General features: G+C 68.6%; 13 protein-coding genes. 4 read left to right on the top strand and 9 right to left on the bottom strand.

Going from position 1 to position 14227, the window contains the following annotated elements; genetic code table 11:
* Nucleotides 1-8: 8 nt before the first annotated feature.
* Together AC3WOB_RS15060 and AC3WOB_RS15055 are read right to left on the bottom strand one after the other, a co-directional pair.
* Nucleotides 9-908: a DMT family transporter gene (locus AC3WOB_RS15060; protein ID WP_013393041.1), complete on the bottom strand. Its 900-nt coding sequence runs from the start codon at nt 906-908 to the stop codon at nt 9-11.
* Nucleotides 899-1627: a GNAT family N-acetyltransferase gene (locus AC3WOB_RS15055; protein WP_492275456.1), complete on the bottom strand. Its 729-nt coding sequence runs from the start codon at nt 1625-1627 to the stop codon at nt 899-901. The genes AC3WOB_RS15060 and AC3WOB_RS15055 overlap by 10 nt, the downstream gene beginning before the upstream one ends.
* A 121-nt stretch (nt 1628-1748) precedes the next feature.
* On the opposite strand from AC3WOB_RS15055, the gene pdxR reads away from it, so the two are divergent.
* Nucleotides 1749-3221 (top strand): MocR-like pyridoxine biosynthesis transcription factor PdxR, encoded by a 1473-nt coding sequence (pdxR, locus tag AC3WOB_RS15050; RefSeq protein WP_492275455.1) that lies wholly within the window; start codon nt 1749-1751, stop codon nt 3219-3221.
* A 595-nt stretch (nt 3222-3816) separates the two neighbouring features.
* Here pdxR and AC3WOB_RS15045 read toward each other — a convergent pair.
* Nucleotides 3817-4113, bottom strand: coding sequence for a hypothetical protein (locus AC3WOB_RS15045; RefSeq protein WP_207471845.1), 297 nt, complete (start codon nt 4111-4113; stop codon nt 3817-3819).
* On the bottom strand, nt 4113-4745 hold the full coding sequence (locus tag AC3WOB_RS15040) for a LysE family translocator (RefSeq protein WP_013393037.1): 633 nt from the start codon (nt 4743-4745) through the stop codon (nt 4113-4115). The genes AC3WOB_RS15045 and AC3WOB_RS15040 overlap by 1 nt, the downstream gene beginning before the upstream one ends.
* Nucleotides 4746-4897: 152 nt before the next feature.
* On the opposite strand from AC3WOB_RS15040, the gene AC3WOB_RS15035 reads away from it, so the two are divergent.
* The gene (locus AC3WOB_RS15035) at nt 4898-5713 is read left to right on the top strand and encodes a DUF72 domain-containing protein (RefSeq protein WP_492275454.1); all 816 of its coding nucleotides are present in this window, start codon (nt 4898-4900) and stop codon (nt 5711-5713) included.
* An 11-nt stretch (nt 5714-5724) separates the two neighbouring features.
* Here the strand turns inward: AC3WOB_RS15035 and gorA are convergent, their stop codons facing one another.
* Nucleotides 5725-7083 carry a glutathione-disulfide reductase gene (gorA, locus tag AC3WOB_RS15030; RefSeq protein ID WP_492275453.1) on the bottom strand — a complete coding sequence of 453 codons (1359 nt, stop codon included), beginning with the start codon at nt 7081-7083 and terminating at the stop codon, nt 5725-5727.
* Between the two features lie 171 nt (nt 7084-7254).
* Here gorA and AC3WOB_RS15025 point away from each other — a divergent pair, with 171 nt between their 5' ends.
* Nucleotides 7255-7878, top strand: coding sequence for a LysE family translocator (locus tag AC3WOB_RS15025; protein ID WP_492275452.1), 624 nt, complete (start codon nt 7255-7257; stop codon nt 7876-7878).
* 5 nt (nt 7879-7883) lie between these two features.
* On the opposite strand, the gene aceE is transcribed toward AC3WOB_RS15025, so the two are convergent.
* The 3 genes from aceE to nirK form a co-directional block, all read right to left on the bottom strand.
* Entirely contained in the window at nt 7884-10547 is a 2664-nt protein-coding gene (gene aceE, locus AC3WOB_RS15020; protein WP_492275451.1) for a pyruvate dehydrogenase (acetyl-transferring), homodimeric type, read from the bottom strand.
* Between the two features lie 158 nt (nt 10548-10705).
* A complete protein-coding gene (locus AC3WOB_RS15015; protein ID WP_492275450.1) occupies nt 10706-11032 on the bottom strand; it encodes a c-type cytochrome in 327 nt (108 codons plus the stop codon).
* 87 nt (nt 11033-11119) lie between these two features.
* Nucleotides 11120-12202: a copper-containing nitrite reductase gene (gene nirK / locus AC3WOB_RS15010; protein WP_013393031.1), complete on the bottom strand. Its 1083-nt coding sequence runs from the start codon at nt 12200-12202 to the stop codon at nt 11120-11122.
* Between the two features lie 156 nt (nt 12203-12358).
* Between nirK and AC3WOB_RS15005 the strand changes: the two genes are divergently transcribed.
* Nucleotides 12359-13195: a Crp/Fnr family transcriptional regulator gene (locus AC3WOB_RS15005; RefSeq protein ID WP_492275449.1), complete on the top strand. Its 837-nt coding sequence runs from the start codon at nt 12359-12361 to the stop codon at nt 13193-13195.
* Between the two features lie 22 nt (nt 13196-13217).
* Here AC3WOB_RS15005 and AC3WOB_RS15000 read toward each other — a convergent pair whose 3' ends face one another.
* On the bottom strand, nt 13218-14102 hold the full coding sequence (locus AC3WOB_RS15000; protein ID WP_492275448.1) for a formylglycine-generating enzyme family protein: 885 nt from the start codon (nt 14100-14102) through the stop codon (nt 13218-13220).
* Between the last annotated feature and the right edge of the window lie 125 nt (nt 14103-14227).

The following is a 14227-nucleotide window of genomic DNA, read 5'->3' as shown; positions in this document are numbered from 1 at the left end:
GCCCGTGCTTATGGCCTGGTTCGCGGCGCCGGCGCGGCGCCCAGATTCAGCACGATCAGCGCCGCCCCGCCCAGCACCAGGGCAAAGCCCCACCAGTCCAGGGCGGCGGGCCGGTCGCCTACCAGCGCCATCGCGCCCAACACGCCCACCACCGGCACCATCAATGTGGTCAGCGCCGCCACCGTGGCGCTGACGCGCTCGCTCAGCACGAACCAGAGCCAGTACGCGACGGCAGTACCCAAGATGATGTGGAATGACAGCGCCGCCACCACGCGGCCGTTCCAGCCCTGCGTGGGAAACGATTCGCCTGCGATCAGCATGCCGCCCAGGGCGCAGGCCGCGCCCACCGCCAACTGCCAGGCGGTGACGACGATGCGGTCGCCGGCCACCGGCCAGCCCTTCAGGTAGACCGTGCCCGCGGCCCAGCCGAAGGCCGCCACCAGCGGAAACACCAGGCCCTTGGCCGCGGCGGCGTCGTGCTCGCCGAAGACCGCGCGCAGCACCGGCCAGGCCAGGATGGAGACCCCGGCCGCGCCCAGCAGCAAGGCCAGCGCCCGGCGCCGGTCCAGCCGTTCGCCCAGCACCGCCCAGGCCAGCACGGCCGACATCATCGGCATGGTGAAAGTCAGCACCGCCGCGCGCGAAGTGCTGGTGCTGAGCTGCGCCCAGGCCACCAACAGATTGAAGGCCGCGACCGCAAGCAGGCCGCCCACGACGATGCCCCGCCACGACTCGCGCGGCGGCAACAGCGGCACCCGCTTGGCGCGCGCCAGCAGCAACAGCAGCACCGCGCCGCTGCCCAGGCCGAGCAGGCGCAGCGTGAACGGCGGGAAGATCGACAGGATGATCTTCACCGCCGGCCAGTTCAGCCCCCAGAACAGCGCCAGCGCAACCGGGATCAGGCGCACGCGGCGCGCGCCTGTGCCGTCAGTTCGGACAAGCCCTGCCGCTGCCGGCCTTGCGCATCGAAATTGTCCGGGCTCAGCCAGCGCTCATAGGCGGCGCGCAGCGCGGGCCAGTCGCCGTCGACCATGGCGAACCAGGCCGTGTCGCGGCTGCGGCCCTTGTACACCGTGGCCTGGCGAAAGATGCCTTCGAACTCGAAACCCAGGCGGGCAGCCGCCGCGCGCGACGGCGCGTTCAGGCTGTCGCACTTCCATTCGTAGCGGCGGTAGCCCAGCTCGTCGAAGGCGCGGCTCATCAGCAGGAACTGGGCCTCGGTGGCGATGCGGGTGCGCTTGAGCTGGCGCGAAAACGACACGAAGCCGACCTCGATCGCGCCATTGGCCGGATCGATGCGCATCAGCGCCAGCGTGCCGATGGCGCGGCCCGTCTCCAGGTCGATGATGGCGTGGTGCAAGGGGTCGTTGCCGGCCTGCGCCTTCTCGGCGAACTGGCGATAGGCCGCCAGGTCCGCGAAAGGCCCCACCGACATATAGGTCCAGTCGCTGTCGTCCGGCGCCTGGCTGAACGCCTGGTACAGGTCCTCGGCGTGGCGCTCGGCCGATAGCGGCTCCAGCCGGCAATAGCGGCCGACGATGGGAGTCAGGGGTGGACGCGGACGCGCGATCCAGCCCGGCATGTCCGGGCCGATGGGTTGCTGGTAAGCGTTGACGCGGGGTTGCATGCTACGGGGCCTCATCAGGGTTGGAGCGCCGCCGGCTCGGGCGGACGCAATACGCATACCCTCACGATATCGGAATCGTGGCATCATAAAAAGCACCACGATCCCATAATTTAATAGGGCCATGACCACCACCACCGCCCTGCTTTCCAGCCCGCTCACGCGCGGCCCCGGCGCCCTGCCGCGCCAACGCCAGCTGATCCAGCGCCTCAAGCAGGCCATCCTGGCAGGCCAGCTGCCCGCGGGCGGCAAGCTGCCCTCGTCGCGCGCCCTGTCCGAGGACCTGGACATCTCGCGCAACACGGTGCTGATCGCCTACGAACAGCTCACGGCCGAAGGCTATGTGATCGCCGACCGCCAGGGTACGCGGGTAGCCCCCCTGTCGGCCGCCGCGGCCATCGCCGCCAAACGCGCGGCCCCGCCCACCGCGCAGCCTACGCTCACGGCCAAGCGGCTGACGCGCATCGTCTCCACGCGCTACGCGCACGATGGCTCGCTGCCCATGACGCCCGGCACGCCGGCGCTGACGCAATTCCCCATCAACGCCTGGCGCCGCGCGCAGGACCGCGCACTGCAAGCCGCCCCGGCCACCGCCCTGGGCTACGGCCACCCCGTGGGCGAGCCCGCCCTGCGCGAAGCCATCGCCCAGTACCTGCGCGTGTCCCGCGGCGTGCGCTGCGACGCCTCGCGCATCGTCATCACCGAAGGCGCCCAGGGCGCGCTGGCGCTCTGCGTGCAGTTGCTGACCAATCCCGGCGACACCGCCTGGCTCGAAGACCCCGGCTACCGCGGCGCCAAATCCGCCTTCCACGCCGGCGACCTGGACGTGGTGGCCATGCGCGTGGACGCGGACGGCATCGTGATCCCCGAAAGCGCCTGGCAGGAACGTCCGCCCCGCCTTATCCAGACCACGCCCTCGCACCAGTACCCCACCGGCGCGGTGCTGTCCCTGCCGCGCCGCCTGGGCCTGATCGAACGCGCCCGCCAGGCCGGCGCCTGGATCATCGAAGACGACTACGACAGCGAATTCCGCCATCAAGGCGAACCGATAGCCGCGATGCAGGGCCTGGTCGAAGACGCGCCGGTGCTCTACGTGGGCACGTTCAGCAAAACCATGTTCCCGGCGCTGCGCCTGGGTTTCCTGGTGCTGCCCGAAGCCATCGCCGCGCAGGCAATGCCGTCCATCATCGAGATGCTGCGCGGCGGCCACCGACTGGAACAGCTGACCATGGCCGCCTTCATGGAAAACGGCCAGTTCTCGCGCCATCTGGGCCGCATGCGGCGCCTGTACCGCGAACGCCAGGGAGCGCTGCGGGACGCCCTGGCGGCGCATCTGGGGATTGAACACGAGGTGCTGGGCGGACACTCCGGACTGCATCTGACGGTGCAGCTGCCTGCGGCGTATCCCGACCGCGAGATCGTGGAGCAGGCGCGCAAGATCGGCATGAATCCGGGCGCGCTGTCGTCATTCGCGGTGGCGGCGCGGGCGGAAGATAACGGACTGGTGATCGGGTACGGGAATACGGGGGCCGAGCGGTTTCCGGCGTTGGTGCAAAGGTTGCGGAAGGTGGCGTTGGCGGCGCGACAGACTTCGTAGACTGCTCATCGGTGCCGGCCGCAGAACTTCGTAGGTCGCCCAGCGGCGCGGGCGGCGAGGCGGCTCGCGCCCACGATTGCGGTCCGGAGCCTCCGCTCCGGACTGCCCCATCGTCATCCTCGTCCTCGCCTTCGGCGACTCCTACGGATTCCCTCGGGCGCATCGAGGTTGCGAGCCGCCTCGGCGCCCGCGCCGCTGGGCTGCCGCTATCTTGGCTTGTTGCGCTGCTGGAGCCGTGGTCGGGGACGAGTCGTGAGCTGCCCGTATTAATCGGCCGCGCGGCCGGCCGGGAGCGGGCCCCGCAAGACCTTCGCCACACCCCACCGATGGCCAGCACGCCAAGCACACCGCCCGCCCCAGCGCCCGTGAAATTTCAACCACCGGAGCCAGCCGCGGCGTGGGCCTGGGGCGAGCGGGCCGTCGATAAGCCCGAGGGAATCTGAAGGAAAGGCCGCAGGCCTTGACGAAGATGACGACGGGGAAGTCCGGAGCGAAGGCTCCGGACCGCAATCGTTGGCCCGCTCGCCCCAGGCCCACGCCGCGGCTGGCGCCTAAAGTAGAAAAACACCCGCAAACCGCAACACAACAAAACCCATCAATTAATCAACCCGCCCAACACCAACACCGCCAAAAACCCCCAAACCAACGCCCCCAACAAACTCCGCCTCAACAACGCCTTGACCGCCGCCCAAAGCAGCATCAACCCAATAGCCAACACCACCAGATTGAACACCGACGGACTCATCCCCATCGCGCCCGACAGGCCCGCGTAGAAGTCGCCCAGCGCGCTGCCTACGCCGCCCAGCAGCCACTTCAGCCCGGCGACGACGCTGCGCAGCGCCTCGCCCAGCATGCCGCCCAATGACGCGAAGAAGCCGTCCTCGGACTGCATCAGCGGCGGTTGTCCATCAGCATGCGCACCGCCAATCCGGCCAGCACCGTCCCCATCAGCCAGCGCTGCACCACCATCCACAAGGGACGCCCCGCCAGGAACCCGGCGATGGATCCGGCCATGATGGCGATCAGCGCATTGACCGTCAGGCTGATGGCGACCTGGGTCATGCCCAGCGCCAGCGACTGCGTGAACACGCTGCCGCGCTCGGGCTGGATGAACTGCGGCAACAGCGACACGTACATGATCGCGATCTTGGGATTGAGCAAGTTGGTCACCAGCCCCATCGTGAACAGCGTGCGCGGGCTGCTCTTGGGCAGCTCGCGCACCTGGAACGGCGAACGCCCGCCCGGACGCAGCGCCTGCCAGGCCATGTAGAGCAGGTACAGCGCGCCGCCGATGCGCAGCGCGTCGTAGGCGTAGGGCACTGCCATCAGCAGCGCCGTGATGCCGAAGGCCGCGCAGAGCACGTAGAAGATGAAGCCGACCGCCACGCCCCCCAGCGAAATCAGGCCGGCCTGCGCGCCCTGCGAAATGGAACGGGAAACCAGGTAGATCATGTTGGGCCCGGGCGTGAGCACCATGCCCAGGGCAACCAGGGCGAACGTCATCAAATGGGTAAAGTCGGGCATGATGGGCCGGCGCGGGGCCGCGCGGAAAGTGGCAAGGTGAATCCACACCTTAGCGCAAAACTGTATCGGAACAGCGAACTTCCGCAGCGGGGTTTGCGGACAAGTGGCGCCGGCGATACAGTTGTCCGGTTCCCACGCCTGGAGGGCCGGACATGCCGCAAGCGCATCCTCATCCGAAAGACGGCGCCATCCGCATCGGTATCGGCGGCTGGACCTATGCCCCCTGGCGTGGCGTCTTCTACCCCGAAAACCTGCCGCACGCGCGCGAACTGGAATACGCCAGCAGCCAGCTCAGCGCCATCGAGATCAATGGCACCTACTACAGCACCCAGAAGCCGGCCACCTTCGCCAAATGGCGCGATGAAACGCCAGAAGGCTTCGTGTTTTCGCTGAAGGCCTCGCGCTACGCGACCAACCGCCGCGAGTTGGCGGGCGCCAAGGATTCGATCCACCGCTTCGTGCACAGCGGCATCGCCGAGCTAGGCCCCAAGCTGGGCCCCATCGTCTGGCAGTTCGCACCCACCAAGGTCTTTGACGCGGACGATTTCGGCGCCTTCCTCGCGCTGCTGCCGGACCAGGTGGACGGCTTGCCGCTGCGGCACGCGCTGGACGTGCGCCATGCCAGCTTCGCCTGCGAGGAATACCTGGAACTGGCGCGGCGCCACGGCGCGGCCACCGTCTACACCGACAGCGAGGACTACCCGTCCATCGCCGACCGCACGGCCGATTTCGTGTACGCGCGGCTGATGCGCGCCAGCGAGGCCTACAAGGCGGGCTATGCGCCCAAGGCGTTGGACGCCTGGGCGGAGCGCCTGCGCGGCTGGGCGCGCGGGACGCATCCGGCCGACTTGCCACTGGCCGGCGCCCCGTCCAAGAAGGCGCGGCCTGGAGACGTCTTTGCCTTTTTCATCAATGGTGCGAAGGAACGCGCGCCGATGGCGGCGCGCGCCATGATCGAACGCCTGTAGCGCGCCCCGCCTTACTGGGCGACGGGCGTGCGCAGGGTCACGAACTCTTCGGCCGCCGTGGGATGGATGCCGATGGTTTCGTCGAACACCTGCTTGGTCGCGCCGGCCTTCAGCGCAATCGCGATGCCCTGCACGATCTCGCCGGCGTCCGGGCCGACCATGTGCACGCCCAGCACGCGGTCGGTCTTGGCGTCCACGATCAGCTTCATCAGCGTCTTTTCCTGCGACTCGGTCAGGGTCAGCTTCATGGGCCGGAAGCGGCTCTCGAACAGCTTGACCTCGTGGCCGGCGGCGCGCGCTTCTTCCGTCGTCATGCCCACCGTGCCGATGTTGGGCAGGCTGAACACCGCCGTCGGGATCAGCTGGTAGTCGACCTTGCGGTATTCCTCGGGCCGGAACAGGCGCCGCGCCACCGCCATGCCTTCGGCCAGCGCGACCGGCGTCAGCGGCACCCGGCCGATCACGTCGCCGATGGCCAGGATGGAAGGCTCGGCCGTGCGGTACTCGTCGTCCACCTCGATGAAGCCGCCCTTGCCCAGCTTGACCGCGGTGTTCTCCAGCCCCAGGTTGTCCAGCATGGGCCGGCGGCCGGTGGCGTAGAACACGCAGTCGGCCTCGATCACGGAGCCGTCCTTCAGCGTGGCGGCGAGCGTGCCGTCCGCCTGCTTGTCGATGCGGGTCACTTCCGAGTTGAAGCGCAGGTCGATGCGCTTCTTCGTCAGTTCGTCGCGCAGATGCTCGCGCACGCCCTGGTCGAAGCCGCGCAGGAACAGCGGGCCGCGGTAGACCTGGGTGGTCTGCGCGCCCATGCCATTGAAAATGGAGGCGAATTCCACCGCGATATAGCCGCCGCCCACCACCAGCACGCGGCGCGGCAGTTGCTTCAGGAAAAAGGCCTCGTTCGAGGTGGTAGCGTGTTCCTTGCCCGGAATGTCCGGCACCTGGGGCCAGCCGCCGGTCGCCACCAGGATGTTGGCGGTGCTGTAGGACTTGCCGTTGATCTCGACCGTATGGGGATCCACGATGCGAGCATGGCCTTCCAGCAGGGTCACGCCGCTATTGACCAGCAAATTGCGGTAAATGCCGTTAAGACGTTCGATTTCCCGATTCTTGTTCGCGATCAGCGTGGGCCAGTCAAAGCGGGCTTCGCCGGCGTTCCAGCCGAAGCCGCGCGCCTGCTCGAAGTCTTCGCTGTAGTGGGCGCCATAGACCAGCAGCTTCTTGGGCACGCAGCCCACGTTGACGCAGGTGCCGCCCAGGTAGCGGCTTTCCGCCACCGCCACGCGCGCGCCGAAGCCGGCCGCGAAACGCGCCGCACGCACGCCGCCAGAACCCGCGCCGATCACAAACAGATCAAAATCGAATGCCATGGTGTTTCCTTCGCGTCGCCTTGCGGCGCCGCGCTCACTGTCCGGGAAAGCTGTATTTAACACCACCCGGTGTTCGTGCCCGTCCGGGCGCGGTTTGCAGGCGGCTGCGATTGCTATACAGTTTGCCGCAGGCTGGCCGCCGCGCGCAGCCCCACCCCTGGAGCAGATCCCATGTCGCTTGAAACCTGGCTGGCTTTTCTGGGCGCGTCCGCCCTCCTCGTGATGTTGCCCGGGCCCACGATACTCACCGTCATCAGCTACTCCATCGCGCAAGGCCGCCGCGCGCGCCTGCCGCTGGTGCTGGCGGTGGCGCTGGGCGACTCCACCGCCCTGCTGCTGTCGCTGCTGGGCCTGGGCGCCCTGCTGGCGACGTCGGCGTTCTGGTTCACGGTGGTCAAGATCGTGGGCGGCCTGTATCTGCTGTACCTAGGCTTCAAGCTGCTGCGCGCCGGCGTCTCGCCCGCGACCTTGCCGGCCGCGACCGCGTCGGGTTCGCGCTGGAAACTGTTCGCCAACACCTATCTGGTGACGGCGCTGAATCCCAAGGGCATCATCTTCTTCGTGGCCTTCCTGCCGCAGTTCATCGACCCGGCGGGCGACGTGACGCGCCAGCTCTGGATCCTGTCGGCCACCTTCGTCGCCTGCGCCGGCATCAACGCCACTGCCTACGCCATCTTCGCCGGGTCCGCCCGCCGCCTGCTGGCCTCGCCGCGCGCCCAGCGCGGCTTCAACCTGGGCGGCGGCGCCCTGCTGTCCGCCGCCGGGATCTGGGCCTTGCTGGCGCGGCGCGTCTAGCCTGACTAGGGCCGCGCCGCGGACACGGCCTCTGGGTCGATGCCGTAGCGGGCGATGGCGTCCGCCGCGCACTCGTGCGGCATCAGTCCGTCATCCGCCAGCGCTTTCAGGGCCGCCAGCGCGATGTGATGCCGGTCCACCTCGAAATAGGCCCGCAGCGCCGTCCGCGTGTCGGACCGGCCAAAGCCGTCGGTCCCCAGCGTGACGTAGCGGCGGTCCTGCATGAACGGACGTATCTGTTCGGCCACCGTTTTCATGTAGTCGGTGGCGGCCACCACCGGACCCTCGCTGTCCGCCAGCGCCGTTTCCGCGTAGCCTCGGCGCCTGTCCTCCAGCGGATGCAGGCGGCTCCAGCGTTCCGCTTCCTGGCCGTCTCGGCCCAGCTCCGAGTAGCTGGTCACGCTCCAGACGTCGGCCGCCACGCCAAAGTCCTGCCGCAGCAGATCGGCCGCCGCCAGCACTTCGCCCAGGATCGCGCCGCTGCCCAGCAATTGCACCCGCAGCGCGCCGTCGCCGCCTTCGCGCAGGCGGTACAGGCCGCGCAGGATGCCCGCTTCGGCGCCCGGCGGCATGGGCGGATGCGCGGTCTTCTCGTTGAGCAGCGTCAGGTAGTAGAAGACGTCCTCTTCTTCCTGGTACATGCGGCGCATGCCGTCCTGCACGATCACCGCGATTTCATAGGCATAGGCCGGATCGTAGGCCACGCATGAGGGGATGACCGAGGCCAGCACGTGACTGTGGCCGTCGTCATGCTGCAGGCCCTCGCCCTCCAGCGTGGTGCGCCCAGACGTCGCGCCCAGCAGGAAGCCGCGCGCGCGGATGTCGCCCGCCGCCCAGGCCAGGTCGCCCACGCGCTGGAAGCCGAACATGGAATAGAAGATGTAGAACGGGATGGTGGCCACGCCGTGCGTGCTGTGCGCCGTGGCCGCCGCGATCCACGAAGACATCGCGCCCGATTCGTTGATGCCTTCCTGCAGGATCTGGCCGCGGCGGTCTTCGCGGTAGACGCTCAACTGGTCGGCGTCCTGCGGCGTGTACAGCTGCCCCACGTGCGAATAGATGCCCACCTGGCGGAACATGCCGTCCATGCCGAAGGTGCGCGACTCGTCGGGCACGATGGGCACCACGCGCTGGCCGATGCCCGGATCCTTGAGCAGTTGCGCCAGCACCCGCACGAAGGCCATGGTGGTCGAGAACTCGCGGCCGTCGCTACCCTTCAGGTGCGCGGCGAAGGCCTCCAGCGGCGGCGTGGCCAACGGGCCCGGCCCTGCCGGCCGCCGCGGCAAATGGCCGCCGGCGCGCGCGATCGCGGCATCGAAGTAGGCCCGCTCGGCGCTGCCGGGCGCGGGCTTGATGTAGGGGATCTGTTCCAGCAGATCGTCCGGCACCGGAATGGAGAAGCGGTCGCGGAACGCGCGCACGGCCGGATCCGCCATCTTCTTCTGCTGGTGGTTGGTGTTAGCCGCCTCGCCCGCCGCGCCCATGCCATAGCCCTTGACGGTCTTGGCCAGGATGACGGTGGGCTGGCCGCGGTGGGCCAGCGCCGTGGCGTAGGCGGCATAGACCTTGGCCGGATCGTGCCCGCCGCGGTTGAGCGCGCCGATTTCTTCGTCGCTCAGGTGCGCCACGCGCTCCAGCAGCACCGGATCGGCGCCGAAGAAATGTTCGCGCACATAGGCGCCGCCGCGCGCCTTGAACACCTGGTACTCGCCGTCCACGCACTGCATCATGCGCCGGCGCAGGCGGCCGTCATGGTCCTGGGCCAGCAGCGCGTCCCAGCCCGCGCCCCAGATCACCTTGATGACGTTCCAGCCGGCGCCGCGGTACACGCTTTCCAGTTCCTGGATGATCTTGGCATTGCCGCGCACCGGGCCGTCCAGGCGCTGCAGATTGCAGTTCACCACGAAGATCAGGTTGTCCAGCTTTTCGCGGCCGGCCATCGCCACCGCCGCCAGGGTCTCGGGCTGGTCCTGTTCGCCGTCGCCCAGGAAGCCCCATACCTTGCGGCCCTGCGCGGGTATCAGTTCGCGGTCTTCCAGATAGCGCATGTAGCGCGCCTGGTAGGCGGCCATCAGCGGCCCCAGGCCCATCGACACCGTGGGGAACTGCCAGAACCCCGGCATGGTGCGCGGATGCGGATAGGACGCAAGCCCACCACCGGCCGTCTCGCGCCGGAAGCGGTCGAGCTCGGCCTCGGAGATGCGGCCCTCCAGGTAGGCGCGCGCATAGATGCCCGGCGCGGAGTGCCCCTGGATGTACAGCATGTCGCCCAGGAAGTCCGGTCTGGCGGCGCGGAAGAAATGGCGAAAGCCCGTTTCGTACAGCGTGGTGGCCGAGGCATAGGTGGCGATGTGCCCGCCCACGCCCGAGGTCTTGCCCGCGCGCAGCACCATGGCCATGGCATTCCAGCGCAGATAGGCGTCCAGCCGCAGCTCGATGCCCATGTCGCCCGGAAACAGCCCCTGCTCCGCCGGCCGGATGGTGTTCACGTAGGGCGTGGCGTTCGGCGCGGCGTAGCCGCCGTGGCCGGCGCGGTCCTGGCCGATCAGCTGGTCCAGCAGATAGTGGGTGCGCGGCCGGCCTTCGTGGGCCAGCACGGCCTGCATGGCCTCCAGCCATTCCTGGGTTTCCTGCGGATCGGCGTCGGTCGGTTCTATCGGGGTATCCATGGCGTCCTCCTGGTGGCGCGAAGGCGGCGTCCCGATGTACGGGCGCCGTCATTTCGCATCGTGAATTGCAATTGCATCATGTGCAATTGCAATCGTATGGAGGAATCTTGATAATTGCAAGTGCAACTATCTGCCATCGATGGCCCCGGACCTGCCCGCTAGCGGGACGCGGCCATCATGAATTCCACCGCGGCCCTGAGCGTGGACTCGTCCGCGGACGAACCGCCGCGCGGCGGCATTGCGCCCTTGCCCTTGAGCACGGTCGCCAGCAGCGCATCCGTGCCCTGCGCGATAAAGGGCGACCAGGCCTGCTTGTCGCCCAGCCTGGGCGCATTGGCGACCCCGCTGGCGTGGCACACCACACAGGCGGACTTGTAGAGTTTTTCGCCGGCCGGGTTGATGGCGGCCAGTGTCTCCGCGCCCGCTTGCGGGACGGGCAGGCCGGCCAGCGCGGCGGCGAACGCGATTCGATAAAACTTGGACATGGCAAGGCTCCGGAAGGGAAAAGCGTGATGGCGACGCGGACGGATGCGGGAAAGGCTGGACGCGCAAAGCGCGCCCAGCTGCTGCGCTCAGCGCGGGATCGGACCCGGCGCCTTGATCTGCTTCATCAGGTCGTCATTCCACTTGCCCTCGACCTTGATATGCCCGGCCGCGCCCAGCTCGAAAGCCTCGATCAGGTTGTGGTTCAGGTAGGCGTACACGCCGGGCTGCTTGAAGGTGTAGAGCGCCGCCCCCGCCGAGCCGCCACGGATGAACCAGGTTTCCAGGTCCTTCTGCGGCGGGTTGGCGAACTTGCCTGTCTCCCAGACCCAGTCGCCATGGCCGCCGATCAGGTGCGGGCGCGTGTCGCGGTTGGCCTGCGAATGGATCAGCAGCACCGTCTCGCCGACCTTGGCGGTGAGCGCATTCGCGCCCGTCAACGCGCCGACCTTGCCGTTGAAGACGATGTGCGACGGCGTCAGCGTGCGCATCACTGCCACCGTGTCGCCATAGCTTTCGGCCAGTGTCGGGTAGTCCTTGTACTTGCCGTTCGCGTCCTTGGGGATGTACAGGTCGAACTCGCCTATCGTGTAGGCGCGGTCGTAGCGCAGCGGCTTGCCCTGCGGGTCCTTCAGGCCGTCGCGCGGCAGCACCATCAGCGTGCCGCTCATGCCGGCGACCACGTGCCACGGCACCATGCCTTCCGGCGCACAGTGGTAGACGAAGGTGCCGCTGCGATCCGCCTTGAAGCGCAGCGTGGCCTGCTCGCCCGGGTTGACGTTGGTGAGCTTGGCCCCGCCCAGCGCGCCGGTGGCCGCATGGAAATCCACGTTGTGCGGCATGGCGTTGGTGGCCGGGTTGACCAGGGTCAGCTCGACATAGTCGCCCTCGTGCACCACCAGGGTAGGACCGGGCATGGACCCGTTGAACGTCATGGCCTGCAAGGTCGTGCCCTTGTCGTCGATGACCATCTTCTTCTCTTCGATGGTCATCGTGAACTCGATCACCTTGGGGCCCGAGCGCGCCACCTGCTCATGCGGGTGGACCATGGGCGGGGCGACCAGCGCGACCTTGGCGCGTTCCAGCTGATCGGCGTTCTGGGCGGCTGCCGGGCCGCCCGCCATCGTTGCGATCAATGCCATGGCAAGCAAGGTGGGGCGCAAAGCGTTCATGTGCAACTCCTCTTCCGGTTTCTGCTAAGCCGAGTCTGTCGGCAGCTCCATTGAAGGCCCGGCACCACTTGGCTTCTTTGCTGTAGCGCAAACTTCGGACCAGCCTGGAGGCCAGCTCGCATTGCCGCAGCGCAGCGACGGTGTCACCATCGGGACATGGACCCTCCACACGTATCCGAGCGGCCCCCCGCGTCGTCGCCGCTGTGCCACGCCCTGCTCCGCAACCTGGATCTGTTCAAGCCGCTGTCCGATGCGCAGCTGGACACGGCGCTACGTGGCGCGACGCCTTGCCGCCTGCAGGCCGGCGCATTCGCATACCGTCAGGGTGCGCCCGCCGCGCACTTCTTCGTGCTGCTGCACGGTTGCCTGAAAGTGGCGCAGCTGACGCCGGAAGGCGAACAGGTGGTGGTGCGCTACGTCAATCCCGGCGACATGTTCGGACTGGCTTGCGCCATGCGGCAGCCGTGCTATCCCGCCACGGTCCAGGCCGTGCAGGAAAGCGTCTGCCTGGCGTGGCCGGCCACGGTCTGGGAACGTTTCACCGCCAGCCATCCCCAGCTGGGCGCGGCCGCGCTGCAAACCATGGGGCAGCGCCTGCAGGACGCCCATGTCCGCATCCAGGAACTGTCCACCGATGAAGTCGAACAACGGGTCGCGCGCGCCATCCTGAGGCTGGTGCAGCAGTCCGGCCAACCGATGCAGGACGGCATCGGCATCGGCTTTCCCATCACCCGGCAAGACATCGCCGAAATGACGGGCACCACCCTGCACACGGTCAGCCGGCTGCTCAGCGACTGGAAGCAGCGCGGCATCGTCTCGGCCGGCCGCAAGCGCGTGGTACTGCGCTCGCCCGCCGCGCTGGCGCGGCTGGGCGAACATGCCGGACCCGCCGTGGACTGTTCGGCCTGCCTGTCCTGTCGCCACGGGTCGCCGGCCGCGGACGACGCGGCGGAACCGTCGGCCGCCCAGGCGCTGCTGGAGGCCGGCGCGTAGCGGCCGCCGGCGTGGACGGACGCTAGCTCGATTCCAGCACCAGCCGCAAGCCCAGGTTCGCGGGCGGCACGCCCACCGAACACGCCCCGCCCTTCGGGTCGCGGATGAAGTCGGGCAGATAGGCGATGTGCCTGCCGGCGGCGACGCGTATGCCGCAGTTGCGGCTTTCCCGCGCGTCCGTGCCGTTTGCGCCGTTTGCGGGCGCATCATCCCGCAGCGCGTCCAGCACGTGCCGCGCGTGGCAATCGTCGGTCCAATCCCACACGCTGCCCGCCATGTCCATCAAGCCTGCGCGGTTGCTGCCGAAGGCCCCGAAGATCCGCACCGTGTCGTCGCCCTGCGCGCCGCGGCGGCTCTGCTGCTCGTATTCCGCCAGCCAGCGCTGCGCGGGATCGGCGCCGTCGGGCAACGCCGGCAAGGCGTCCTCGCGATAGGCCTCGCCCGCGGCATAGATCCACTCCGCATAGCTGGGCAGGCGGAAGCGCTGCCCGGTGCGCGCGGACAGCCAGGCGGCATAGGCCGAGGCGTCGGTCCAGCTGATCCCCACCGCCGGCAGGTCAGGCGCGACCGCCTGCCGCTGCGCGGGGTCCGGCGGCTTGCATCCGCCAGCGCGCACGCAAGCCGCGTACTCCGCCTGGCTGACCTGCCGCGTCATGATGGCCAGGCCTTCCGGGTAGCGCGCGATGCGCGGCGCGGGCGTGGCGGGATAGCCGTTGCGCAGCGCCTCGCCCGGCGGCACATAGCTCACCTGGCCGGGCGGCAGGCGCGTGATTTCCGGCAATGCAAAACGGGCCCCGTCCTGGGGCCCGCAAGCGGTCAACAGCAATGCAACGATGACGGTCGGCAGGATACGCATGCGGCGGTGCTCCGGAATGCCCGCGCCGGTCGGGTGCGGGCTGGCTTCCATTGGACCTGCTGCCGTGACCGGCCTCTTTGCGCTGGCGCAAGGAGGCCGGCGCCTGCCAGGCCACCCCGGGGGGGGGGTCGCGTGCGCCCGCGGGGAGGGGTTTTCGCCCAACGCCCCCCTTGGGT

Source organism: Achromobacter sp. FW305-C-30-7, assembly GCF_058783105.1.
This window is presented reverse-complemented; position numbering and strand designations above follow the sequence as displayed.